Annotated in this window: 9 protein-coding genes; 6 read left to right on the plus strand and 3 right to left on the minus strand. The window is 62.6% G+C overall.

The window, feature by feature from the left end; all coding sequences use genetic code 11:
* Positions 1-59: 59 nt before the first annotated feature.
* The 3 genes from gcvT (at position 60) to gcvP (ending at position 4578) form a co-directional block, all read left to right on the plus strand.
* Positions 60-1142 (plus strand): glycine cleavage system aminomethyltransferase GcvT, encoded by a 1083-nt coding sequence (gene gcvT / locus ACMGGN_RS23040; protein ID WP_046788202.1) that lies wholly within the window; start codon positions 60-62, stop codon positions 1140-1142.
* Between the two features lie 47 nt (positions 1143-1189).
* Positions 1190-1573 carry a glycine cleavage system protein GcvH gene (gene gcvH, locus ACMGGN_RS23045; protein WP_046788203.1) on the plus strand — a complete coding sequence of 128 codons (384 nt, stop codon included), beginning with the start codon at positions 1190-1192 and terminating at the stop codon, positions 1571-1573.
* A gap of 131 nt (positions 1574-1704) precedes the next feature.
* A complete protein-coding gene (gcvP, locus tag ACMGGN_RS23050) occupies positions 1705-4578 on the plus strand; it encodes an aminomethyl-transferring glycine dehydrogenase (protein ID WP_414156318.1) in 2874 nt (957 codons plus the stop codon).
* Positions 4579-4613: 35 nt separating this feature from the next.
* Here gcvP and ACMGGN_RS23055 read toward each other — a convergent pair whose 3' ends face one another.
* Positions 4614-4928 (minus strand): DUF2388 domain-containing protein, encoded by a 315-nt coding sequence (locus ACMGGN_RS23055; protein ID WP_046788205.1) that lies wholly within the window; start codon positions 4926-4928, stop codon positions 4614-4616.
* Positions 4929-5017: 89 nt separating this feature from the next.
* Positions 5018-6703, minus strand: a complete 1686-nt coding sequence (locus ACMGGN_RS23060) for a GspE/PulE family protein (protein ID WP_196997188.1) — start codon at positions 6701-6703, stop codon at positions 5018-5020.
* Positions 6704-7044: 341 nt separating this feature from the next.
* On the opposite strand from ACMGGN_RS23060, the gene gabD reads away from it, so the two are divergent.
* The 3 genes from gabD (at position 7045) to ACMGGN_RS23075 (ending at position 11343) form a co-directional block, all read left to right on the plus strand.
* On the plus strand, positions 7045-8487 hold the full coding sequence (gabD, locus tag ACMGGN_RS23065; protein WP_046788207.1) for an NADP-dependent succinate-semialdehyde dehydrogenase: 1443 nt from the start codon (positions 7045-7047) through the stop codon (positions 8485-8487).
* Positions 8488-8665: 178 nt separating this feature from the next.
* Complete coding sequence (gabT, locus tag ACMGGN_RS23070; protein WP_012316754.1) at positions 8666-9943, plus strand: 4-aminobutyrate--2-oxoglutarate transaminase; 1278 nt, start codon at positions 8666-8668, stop codon at positions 9941-9943.
* A 137-nt stretch (positions 9944-10080) separates the two neighbouring features.
* On the plus strand, positions 10081-11343 hold the full coding sequence (locus tag ACMGGN_RS23075; protein WP_119687948.1) for a response regulator: 1263 nt from the start codon (positions 10081-10083) through the stop codon (positions 11341-11343).
* 33 nt (positions 11344-11376) lie between these two features.
* On the opposite strand, the gene ACMGGN_RS23080 is transcribed toward ACMGGN_RS23075, so the two are convergent.
* Entirely contained in the window at positions 11377-12363 is a 987-nt protein-coding gene (locus ACMGGN_RS23080) for a GGDEF domain-containing protein (RefSeq protein WP_046788209.1), read from the minus strand.
* Positions 12364-12467: the final 104 nt, after the last annotated feature.

Consider the following 12467-nt stretch of genomic DNA (forward strand, 5'->3'; position numbering starts at 1 on the left):
AGCTGACAACCAAACGTCATCGACCGCCGCCGCTTCGCCACGCCCGGAAGGAGAAACCCATGGGACAGCGCACGCTTTTGTACGACTTGCACCTGGCGCTAGGCGCCAAGACAGTCGATTTCGGTGGCTGGGACATGCCGCTGCACTACGGCTCGCAAGTTGAAGAGCACCATCAGGTGCGCAGTGACTGTGGGGTGTTCGATGTTTCCCACATGACCGTGATCGACATCGATGGCACCGATGCCACCGTCTGGCTGCAGCGCTTGCTGGCCAACGACGTTGCCCGCCTTGGGGGTGTCGGCAAGGCGCTGTACAGCCCGTTGCTCAACGAACAGGGCGCAATTATCGATGACCTGATCGTCTACCGCACGGAAAATGGCTACCGGCTGATCACCAATGCCGCTACCCGCGCCAATGTACTGGCGTGGCTGGAGGCCCACAGTACCGGCTTCTCGGTCGGTTTCAAGGTGCGCCCCGACCTGGCCATTCTCGCCATCCAGGGCCCCCAGGCCCGCGAGAAAGTCGCAGCCTTGCTCAGCGCTTCGCGCGCTGCGCTTATCCGTGAGCTGCGCCCGTTCGAAGGGCTTGGCGAGGGCGACTGGTTCATTGCCCGCACCGGTTACACCGGTGAGGACGGGTTGGAAATCATCCTGCCGGGCCATGAGGCCGTGGCCTTTTTCAACGACCTGGTCGGCGCTGGCATCGCCCCCAGTGGCCTTGGCGCCCGCGACACCTTGCGCCTGGAGGCCGGCATGAACCTGTACGGCCAGGATATCGACGAAGACCACACCCCGCTTACCTCCAACCTGGGCTGGAGCATCGCCTGGGAGCCGGCCGAGCGTGATTTCATCGGCCGCGCTGGCCTGCTGGCGGAAATCGAGCGCGGCGTGCAGGACAAGCTGGTCGGCCTGGTGCTGGAGGAACGCGGTGTTTTGCGCGCCCATCAGGTGGTTCGCGTTGCCGGCATTGGCGAAGGGGAGATCACCAGTGGTAGTTTCTCTCCTACGCTGAGCAAATCCATTGCCCTGGCGCGCGTGCCCATGGCCACCGGCGATCGTGCCGAGGTCGAAATTCGCGGCAAGTGGTACCCGGTGCGGGTGGTCAAACCGACCTTCGTGCGTCACGGCAAGATTCTGATCTGAACAATCAACGGCGGGCCGACCGCTGACCCAATCGAGGAATACAAGACATGAGCAATATCCCCGCCGATCTGCGTTTTGCCGAAAGCCACGAGTGGGCGCGCCTGGAGGCCGACGGTACCGTGACCGTGGGCATCAGCGACCACGCTCAAGAGGCCCTGGGTGATGTGGTGTTCGTGGAACTGGCAGAGGTTGGCAAAGTATTCGCTGCCGGCGATGCTGCTGGCGTGGTCGAGTCGGTCAAGGCCGCTTCGGATATCTATGCCCCGGTGGGTGGCGAAGTGATCGCGGTCAACGAAGACCTGGCCGACAGCCCGGAGCTGCTTAACGAAGAGCCTTACGGCGCCTGGATCTTCAAGCTCAAGCCAAGCGACAAGGCCGAACTGGACAAGCTGCTGGACGCTGCCGGTTACAAAGCCGCTATCGGCGAGTGAGCCTTCTGGCCTCATCGCCGGCTTGCCGGCGATGAGGCCGGTACTGGCGAAGCAAGTTTTCCCGCAGTATCGGCAATCCTTCCTAGACTTATAAGTCTCCACGAGGCCTGGTCTAGGAAGAGAGCGTCGTCATGTCCCAGTCGCCATCCCTGCATCAACTGCAAGAGCTCAACCCATTCCTGCGTCGTCACCTGGGGCCAGATGCCTCCGAGCAGCAGGCCATGCTCAGCGCCTTGGGCTTGAGCAGCCGCAGCGAGCTGATCGAACAGACCGTTCCGCCGGATATCCGCTTCAACCGCGCCCTCGACCTGCCCCCCGCCCTGGATGAACAGGCTGCCTTGGCCAAGCTCGCCGGTTATGCCGAGCAGAACCAGGTGTGGACCAGCCTGATCGGCATGGGTTACCACGGCACCGTCACGCCAACCGTCATCCTGCGCAACGTGCTGGAGAACCCCGGCTGGTACACCGCCTATACGCCTTACCAGCCAGAAATCGCCCAAGGCCGGCTGGAAGCGCTGCTCAACTTTCAGCAAATGGTCATCGACCTGAGCGGCCTGGCCCTGGCCAATGCCTCACTGCTCGATGAAGCCACCGCCGCAGCCGAAGCCATGGCCTTGGCCAAACGCGTGGCGCGCAACAAGAGCAATGCTTTCTTTGCCGATGAACACTGTCACCCGCAGACACTGTCCGTGTTGCGAACCCGGGCTGAAGGTTTTGGTTTCGAACTGATCGTCGACGCTGTGGATAACCTTGCCCAGCACCAGGTATTCGGCGCTTTGCTGCAGTACCCGGATACTCATGGGGAAGTGCGTGACCTGCGCCCGCTGATTGACCAGTTGCACGGCCAGCATGCCTTGGCATGCGTGGCGGCAGACCTGTTGAGCCTGGTGCTACTCACGCCGCCGGGCGAGCTTGGCGCAGACGTGGTGCTTGGCTCGACCCAGCGCTTTGGCGTGCCGATGGGCTATGGCGGCCCGCATGCGGCCTATTTCGCCTGCCGCGAAGACTACAAGCGGGCGATGCCGGGGCGCATCATCGGTGTGTCGCGTGATGCCCGTGGCAACACCGCACTGCGAATGGCCCTGCAGACCCGCGAGCAACACATCCGCCGCGAAAAAGCCAACTCCAACATCTGCACCGCCCAGGTACTGCTGGCCAACATCGCCGGCTTCTATGCGGTGTACCACGGCCCTGAAGGCTTGCAGCGCATTGCACAGCGCGTGCACCGGCTGACCGTCGTGCTCGCCGCGGGCCTTGAGGCCAAGGGCATCAAACGCCTTAACCCGCATTTCTTCGACACACTTACCCTGGATGTCGGCGGTGCCCAGGCGGCCATCATCGAAAGTGCGCAAGCGGCGTGCATCAACTTGCGCATTCTGGGCCGCGGCCATCTGGGTGTGAGCCTGGACGAAACGTGCAGCGAAGAAACCGTGCTTCGGCTGTTCGACATCTTTCTTGGCGTGGATCATGGCCTTGAGGTCACCGCGCTTGACCAGCAGGTTCTGACAGGGGGTATTCCGGCCGCTCTGGAACGGCGCACGCCGTTCCTCTCCCACCCGGTGTTCAACCTGCATCACAGCGAAACGCAGATGCTGCGCTACCTCAAGCAGCTGGAAAACAAGGACCTGGCGCTGAACCAATCGATGATCCCGCTGGGTTCCTGCACCATGAAGCTCAACGCCACCAGCGAAATGATCCCCATCACCTGGCCCGGATTCGCTCTGCTTCATCCCTTTGCGCCCGATGCTCAGGTCGCAGGCTACAAAGCGATGATCGATGAGCTGGAGCGCTGGCTGTGCGCTATTACCGGTTTTGATGCGATCTGCATGCAACCCAACTCGGGTGCCCAGGGCGAATACGCCGGGCTGATGGCAATCACCCGTTACCACCGCAGCCGTCATCAGCCCCAGCGCACGCTGTGCCTGATCCCTTCGTCGGCCCACGGCACCAACCCTGCTTCAGCGCAGATGGCTGGCATGGAAGTGGTGATCGTCGACTGCGATGACGACGGCAACGTTGACCTCGACGACCTCAAAGCCAAGGCCAAGGCTGCAGGCGAGCGGCTGTCCTGCCTCATGGTTACCTACCCGTCGACACATGGTGTGTATGAGGAGGGCATCCGGGAAATATGTGAGGTGGTGCACCAGCACGGTGGCCAGGTCTACATGGACGGCGCCAACCTCAACGCCCAGGTCGGTCTCACGCGGCCGGCTGACATCGGCGCCGATGTCTCGCACATGAACCTGCACAAGACCTTCTGCATCCCGCACGGTGGCGGCGGCCCCGGGATGGGGCCGATTGGCATCCGTGCACACCTCAAGCCGTTCGTCGCCAGTCATCCGGTGGTGCCGGTGCCGGGCCTGGACCCGAACAACAGCGCGGTCAGCGCCGCGCCTTGGGGCAGCGCGAGTATCTTGCCGATCAGCTGGATGTATATCGCCATGATGGGGCCGCAACTGGCCGATGCGAGCGAAGTGGCCATCCTGTCGGCCAACTACCTGGCCAGCCAGCTTGGTGGGGCTTTCCCGGTGCTGTACAGAGGCCGAAACCAGCGGGTGGCGCACGAGTGCATTCTTGATCTGCGGCCGCTCAAGGCAATTACCGGGATAACTGAAGAGGATGTGGCCAAGCGCCTGATGGACTATGGCTTCCATGCCCCGACCATGTCATTCCCGGTGCCCGGGACCTTGATGGTCGAACCGACAGAGAGCGAGTCGAAAGCCGAGCTGGACCGGTTCGTCGAGGCCATGCTGGCGATCCGTGCGGAGATCGGTGAGGTGCAGCAGGGTAACTGGCCAGCGGAAGACAACCCGCTCAAACATGCGCCACATACCCTGGCCGATGTGCTGGCACCGTGGAGCCGGCCTTACAGCCTTGAGCAGGCTGTAGCCCCCAGCGCTCACGTGCGCCAGCACAAGTACTGGCCGGCGGTGAACCGGGTCGACAACGTGTATGGGGACAGGAACCTGTTCTGTGCGTGCGTACCGGTGGAGGCGTATCGCTGAGTTGAAGTTGGGGCTGCACAGCAGCCCCAGGGGGCTTACTCGGCTACCGCGTTCCTGGCCAGGATGGCATTGGCCAGTTCCATGTCGCTGGCTTGCATGCCTGGGTTCTCAGCCCGCACCTGGCGCATTGCCGCCTCCAGGAACGGCCCACGAATAGCACCTTCACTGGCAACGAAGCTGCCGGCGTCATCCTGCGCCGCGACGACCAGCTTGTGGTCCCTGGAGGTCAGGTAAGTCGATGCCGTAGTCGCGCCGGAAGAAATCACGTTGCGCCAGAAGGTATCGGCCATGGCGGAGCCAATGGGCAGCGAAAGCAGGGCAGCGGCTGCGATGGCGGTTGGGAGACGCATGATGAAACACCTCGAAGGGTGAGGGCTGATGGAGCCCGATTTGATTGAGTCTGAGGGGTGTAAGTTCCCAGAAAACAAGGGTTTTTTGCTTATGCGCAGACCCGCAGCACTTCCTCTTGGCAGGTCAGCCCACTGGCCACCTTTGCCTCCCCGCAGCGTTTCAGGTCCAGCAACCCTTCGCTCAATGCCTGTCGCTGCAAGCTGGCAAGGTCCGCCCCTGCGCCTATCCGGGCGCGCAGGCTTTCACTTGGGACCAGCAGCTCGAACACGCCCGTTCGGCCATGAAAGCCGGTGCCCCGGCACAGCAGGCAAGGCTGGCCGCTGGCCGATGATGCGCAGCCCTGACAGTCACGGCACAGCAAGCGCACCAGGCGCTGCGCCATCACCCCGCTCAGGGAGGCCTTGATCAGGTAATCGGGCACGCCCAGTTCCAGCAGGCGGGTGATGGCGCCACAGCTGTCGTTGGTGTGCAGGGTCGAGAGCACCAGGTGCCCGGTAAGGGCAGCTTGCACGGCTACCAGCGCCGTCTCGCGATCGCGGATCTCGCCGATCATGATGATGTCAGGATCTTGGCGCAGCAGCGCGCGTACGCCGTTGGCGAAGCTGAGGTCCAGTGCCGGCTGCACCTGTAATTGATTGAAAGCCGGCTCCAGGCGTTCGATCGGGTCTTCGATGGTGCACAGGTTGACCTCGGGCGTGGCCAGCCACTTCAGGCTCGCGTACAGCGTGCTGGTCTTGCCTGAACCGGTAGGGCCGGTGACCAAAAGAATGCCATGACGGCGCTGCAGCAGGGCCTGCCACTGCTGCAGTTGTTCACCTTCCAGGCCCAGGCGGTCGAAGTCTTCCTGTAGCTGTTGTGGGTCGAACAAGCGCAGTACCAGCTTTTCGCCAAAGGGGGTGGGCAGCGTAGACAGGCGCAATTCCACCTCGTGGCCACCTGGCAGGCTGCTCTTCACACGGCCATCCTGCGGCCGGCGTTTTTCCGCGACATCCATGCGGCCCAAGTGCTTCAGGCGGCTGACGACGGCCAGGGTCACGCTGGCCGGGAAGGCGTAGACCGTATGCAGGAGGCCGTCTATGCGATAGCGCAACCGGCCCTGCTCGCGGCGTGGCTCAAGATGGATGTCACTGGCGCGCTGTTCGACAGCGTACTGCAGCAGCCAGTCGACGATGTGCACGATATGCGCGTCGTCTGCCGTGGCGTTGCCCTGGCGCTTGTCCTGCTCCAGCAATTGCTCGAGCTCACCGAGGCTTGCTGACTGCTGATGCTGGGCACCTTGCACCGAGTGGGCGAGGCGAAACAGCGACTGGCCCACCTGGCGCAACTGCAGGGGGCTGGCGAGCACACGGCGGATCGGCCTGCCCAGGCTGCGGGCCAGATCGGTTTGCCAGTCACACTGGTAAGGCTGCGCACTGGCCACGGTGATGCCCAGGCTGTCGCTGGCCAGGATGAGTATGCCGTGGCGATGGGCGAATGCTGGCGATATCAGCCCGTTGACCTGCGACAGGTCGAGTTGCAGTGGGTCGATGCGCTGGTAAGGCTGGCCGACTTTTCTGGCGAGCCATTGGCACAGGCAGTCCAGATGCAGGCGCTGGCCGGGGTGCTGGCGGTCTTCGAGGCCCAGGGCCGCTATGGTTTCGAGCGGATGGCGAGGTGGCTGTGAGGTGGCGTGTTCGAGTACCTGCCTGGCGTCGTTGGCGCTCAGGCGCTGGTCGGCTTGCAGCGTGTCCAGCACGCGCTGGAGGTCGAGGGATCGATCGTCGGGGTTGTGCATGGCGGCGTCCGTGCCAAGTGATGAGTTCCTCATGAAGGCTAGCCAGTGGGGCTGGTTCGAGCGTAAGCGAAAGGTTTCGGGATCTTGCCGGGCTGGTAGTAGTCTGTTTCACGGTGAGGGGTGTCGGTTGGTCCTCCCCCTCACATTTGCCTGCGCGCAGTCGTCTACCCTGTAGGGGTTCCTGCCGGCAGCTTTCGGATAGGCTGTGCAACCATTCGTTCTTTTTTTCGAACAGCCTATTGTCCTATACCCCAGCAGCCGCTTAGCATTCGTTTGAGATTTCAAACGCTCGATGCCCTGCCTTGGGCGCTTTTCAACAATCAACAATTCGGGAAGCCGACATGCAGCTCAAAGACGCTCAGTTGTTCCGCCAGCAAGCCTTCATCAACGGTGAATGGCTGGATGCGGACAGCGGCCAGACCATCAATGTGACCAACCCGGCCACAGGTGAAGTCATCGGTACCGTGCCGAAGATGGGCTCTGCGGAAACCCGCCGCGCCATCGAAGCTGCCGACAAGGCCCTGCCGGCCTGGCGTGCACTGACCGCCAAAGAGCGCTCGAACAAGCTGCGTCGCTGGTTCGAACTGATGATCGAGAACCAGGACGACCTGGCTCGCCTGATGACCACTGAACAAGGCAAGCCACTGGCCGAAGCCAAGGGCGAAATCGCCTACGCAGCCTCGTTCATCGAGTGGTTCGCCGAAGAAGCCAAGCGCGTCTACGGTGATACCATCCCGGGCCACCAGCCTGACAAGCGCCTGATCGTCATCAAGCAGCCGATCGGCGTTACCGCGGCCATCACCCCGTGGAACTTCCCGGCGGCGATGATCACCCGTAAAGCCGGCCCGGCCTTGGCCGCTGGCTGCACCATGGTGCTCAAGCCTGCTTCGCAAACCCCGTACTCTGCCCTGGCCTTGGTCGAGCTGGCTACCCGTGCCGGCATCCCGGCTGGCGTGCTGAGCGTGGTGACCGGCAGCGCTGGCGAAGTTGGCGGCGAGCTGACCGGCAACTCCCTGGTGCGCAAACTGTCCTTCACCGGCTCGACCGAAATCGGTCGCCAGTTGATGGAAGAATGTGCCAAGGACATCAAGAAGGTTTCCCTGGAGCTGGGTGGCAACGCCCCGTTCATCGTGTTCGACGATGCCGACCTGGACAAGGCGGTAGAAGGCGCGATCATCTCCAAGTACCGCAACAACGGCCAGACCTGCGTTTGCGCCAACCGTATCTATGTGCAGGACGGCGTCTACGATGCCTTCGCCGAGAAGCTCAAAGCTGCTGTGGCCAAACTGAAGATCGGTAACGGCCTGGAAGACGGCACCACCACTGGCCCGCTGATCGACGGCAAGGCCGTCGCCAAGGTTCAGGAACACATCGAGGACGCCGTCTCCAAAGGCGCCAAGGTGCTGTCCGGTGGCAAGCTGATCGAAGGCAACTTCTTCGAGCCGACCATCCTGGTCGACGTGCCGAAGACCGCTGCCGTCGCCAAGGAAGAGACCTTCGGCCCGCTGGCGCCGCTGTTCCGCTTCAAGGACGAGGCTGAAGTCATCGCCATGTCCAACGACACCGAGTTCGGCCTGGCCTCGTACTTCTATGCCCGCGACATGAGCCGTGTGTTCCGTGTTGCCGAGGCGCTGGAATACGGCATGGTGGGTATCAACACCGGCCTGATCTCCAACGAAGTCGCGCCGTTTGGCGGCATCAAGGCTTCGGGCCTGGGCCGTGAAGGTTCCAAGTACGGCATCGAGGACTACCTCGAAATCAAGTACCTGTGCATCAGCGTCTGATGCGCTGAAGGCTTTACCTCTGCCAGCGGGGCGCGAGAGCGACGTCTCGCTGGCTTTTTTGACATCGCAGCACCTGGTGGCCAGGGCGTTCACGGCAGTCGATCAACGAATACTGTTCGCGAACACTCCCAGCCACCCCCGAATAAAAGCGCCGCTGATCGGCGCAAATGAGGGCATTATGAGCAAGACCAACGAATCCTTGATGCAACGTCGTGTAGCCGCCGTCCCACGTGGCGTAGGCCAGATTCACCCGATCTTCGTCGAAAGCGCGAAGAACTCGACCGTGATCGACGTTGAAGGCCGCGAACTGATCGACTTCGCCGGCGGCATCGCAGTTCTGAACACCGGCCACCTGCACCCGAAAGTGGTTGCCGCTGTTCAAGAGCAGCTGACCAAAGTCAGCCACACCTGCTTCCAGGTACTGGCTTACGAGCCTTACGTAGAGCTGTGCGAGAAGATCAACAAGCTGGTCCCAGGTGACTTCGACAAGAAGACCCTGCTGGTTTCCACCGGCTCCGAAGCCGTTGAGAACGCCGTGAAAATCGCCCGTGCCGCCACTGGCCGTGCTGGCGTGATCGCCTTCACCGGCGGCTACCACGGCCGCACCATGATGACCTTGGGCCTGACCGGCAAGGTTGTGCCGTACTCCGCAGGCATGGGCCTGATGCCTGGCGGTATCTTCCGCGCCCTGTTCCCGAGCGAACTGCACGGTGTCAGCGTTGACGACGCCATCGCTTCGGTCGAGCGCATCTTCAAGAACGACGCCGAGCCGCGCGACATCGCCGCGATCATCCTCGAGCCGGTACAGGGCGAAGGCGGCTTCCTGCCAGCGCCTAAAGAGCTGATGAAGCGCCTGCGCGCCCTGTGCGACCAGCACGGCATTCTGCTGATCGCCGACGAAGTTCAGACTGGTGCGGGCCGTACCGGCACCTTCTTCGCCATGGAACAGATGGGCGTCGCGCCGGACCTGACCACCTTCGCCAAATCCATTGCTGGCGGCTTCCCGCTGGCCGGTGTTTGCGGCAAGGCCGAGATCATGGACGCCATCGCTCCGGGCGGCCTGGGCGGTACTTACGCCGGTTCGCCGATCGCCTGTGCTGCGGCTCTGGCCGTCATCCAGGTGTTCGAAGAAGAGAAGCTGCTGGACCGCAGCAAGGCAGTAGGTGAGCACCTGACCGCTGGCCTGCGCAAGATCCAGGAAAAGCACCCGATCATTGGCGACGTCCGTGGTCTGGGCTCGATGATCGCTGTGGAAGTCTTCGAAAAAGGCACCCACACCCCGAACGCCGCTGCGGTCGCCCAAGTGGTTGCCAAAGCCCGTGACAAGGGTCTGATCCTGCTGTCTTGCGGTACCTACGGCAACGTTCTGCGTATCCTGGTTCCGCTGACCGCCGAAGATGAGCTGCTCGACAAGGGCCTGGCCATCATCGAAGAGTGCTTCGCTGAACTGGCCTGATGTGACACGCTTCATGAAAAAACCCGCTTAGGCGGGTTTTTTTTGTGCCTATTAAAGGCCCTTGGCGCTATGGTTGTGGCAGGACTTGCTTTGGAAGCTGCAACGGATTGCGTGTCAGGGATATTCAGGAGTTGGCCATGAACGCTGCAGACCCCACCCCACCTTGCGTACTGATTGCCGAAGGCGATCCCTGGGTGCGCGACATGCTGCGTGAGATGCTGCTCAGCGTGCGCTGTGATGCCCGGCTGCAGGTGTGCGCCGATGGCTCACAGGCGCTCACGGCATTGGCCAGCAAGCCTGATCTGATCATCGCTGCCCGTGAGCTGGCAGGTGTCGATGGCCTGGACCTGTTGCGCAAGGTGCGCGCCAAGGGGCCGGGGTTGCCGTTCATTCTCATGAGCAACCGCAGTGACAGTGCCAGCGTGCGTGAGGCGCTGCCGCTGCACCCCACGGCTTACCTGAGCAAGCCACTGAACATGGGCAACCTGCGCAAGCGTCTGGAAGAGCTGCTGCTTGAAGTGGGTGAGCAGATCGCCTGCCCGGTGCCACCGTTGCAGCCAGGGGCGAGCCTGCCGGCCTTCCTTGAGCAGCGCCGCGCCACCGCCGATGGCGGGCCGCTGTTTGCCGACGTGCAGGTGGCGATCAAGCGCGCGCTGAACCCGCAGGGGCTGGACCTCAAGGTGCTCGAAGCGGAAGTGCGCAACGACCCGCAGGTTACTGCCGTACTGATCGCTGCGGCCAACAGTGCTGCGCTGCACCGCGACGCTCCGGTGCAGACCCTGCTGCAGGCGCTGAACAAGCTTGGCAGCACGCAGAGCATGAACCTGATTCTGGGCCTTGCCCTCAAGCGCAGCGCCCGCCTTAGCGACCCGCTGCTGGCGCAGCAGGCGGCGCATTTCTGGAACCTGTCGCTGCATACCGCCGAATACGCTCGTTCGCTGGCGCGCATGCTTGAGCTCGATGAAGAGCTTTGTTACTGCGCCGGGCTGTTGCACTGCCTGGGTGACCTTGCGGTGCTGCGCTGCCTGCAGGAGTGGCGGCTGGCAGGTGGTGACCTGCATGATGGCTTGGTGCAGGCGTCACTGCGCGACTTCGGTGCAGCATTCGGCTCGGCGCTGCGAACCCGCTGGCGCTTGCCGCTGGGCCTGCGTGAGCTGATCGCAGCAATCTATCAGTTGGGCGGTGGGGTGTATTCGCGGGAGATCCTGGCCATGAACCTGGCAGGGCAACTGGCAAGGCTGCCGGCGGGTCAGGGGTTGGAGAAGGTGGCCGACAACAAGACCGCGCGCTTGCTCAAGGTTGGGTTGGCACAGTTGAGCCGGTTGCGCAAGGTGCAGAACCCTGAGGTAAAACCGCAAGATGAAGAGCCGCCTGTCCCCGAAGAAAAGGTGCCGACCTGAGTTTTTTTGGGGCCGCCGTGCGCAGCCACTTGCTCAGCCCCGCACGATCTGATTCTTGCCCTGCCGTTTGGCCCGGTACATCGCTGCATCGGCCCGAGCGAAGAGGCTGTCCAGTGAGTCATCCTCATCCGTTAGCCCGGTCAGCCCCTGGCTTACCGTCACTCCATACACCTGCTCGCCATGGCTGAAACTCAGCCGCTGAATCTCGCGCTGCAGGCGCTCGGCAATCTGCTCGGCGACCTGCGCATTGCAGCCGGGGAACACTGCGGCAAACTCCTCGCCACCAATACGCCCGAACAGGTCGCCGCGGCGCAGCACTGCCTTGCCGCTGTCGGCAATGCGTTGCAATACCTGGTCGCCTTCCTGATGGCCGTAGCTGTCGTTGATCTGCTTGAAGTCATCGATGTCCAGTAGCAGGAACGCCAGTGGCGTGCCGTCTTCGCGTGCGCTGTCGAAGGCTTGGCCTGCACATTCGAAAAAGTGCCGGCGGTTGCTGCTCTGGGTCAGCACGTCCGTGGTGGCCAGGCGATGCAGCTCGCCCTCAAGCTGCTTCTTGTCGGTGATGTCTTCGGCAATGCCGACGATTATCACCCGGTCACCTTCCTGCTGCTGGTTGATGTAGCACTTGTCACTGAGCCAGCGTACCTGGCCGTTTGCATTGAGAATGCGGTACTCGCGGTCTTCAACCGCGCCTTTGATCAGCACCTGGGCCAGGCTGCGCTCGGCGTATTCCAGGTCATCGGGGTAGATGCTGTCGCGCCATTCGTTGAAGTCCGCCAACACCAGGCTCGTGGGGCGGCCGAAGATGCGTTCGTAGGCGGGGCTGACGTAGAGCACCTGGCGTGTTTCCCAGTCGAACGCCCAGAGCACCGCGTTGACGCTGTCGAGCAACGAGCTGTAGAGCTGTTCACGTTCGCTCAGGCGAGCCACTTCGCCTTGGGCATGCAGCAAGGCCAGCAGTATTTGGGCTGCCTCGGGAGCTGAATTGCCGGGCAGCGTTGAATGGATGTTCTTGGCCATGTGCACGGAGCGGCTCTCGACGGGTAAGCGTGCGGCCAAAGACCGGCCCGCCACGCGGGCGATGTGCCGGCTTTGAGTGGTTTTTCAGGGGGGAAGTTCCAGCG

Source organism: Pseudomonas sp. BNK-30 (assembly GCF_047456185.1).
GTDB lineage: Bacteria > Pseudomonadota > Gammaproteobacteria > Pseudomonadales > Pseudomonadaceae > Aquipseudomonas > Aquipseudomonas putida_E.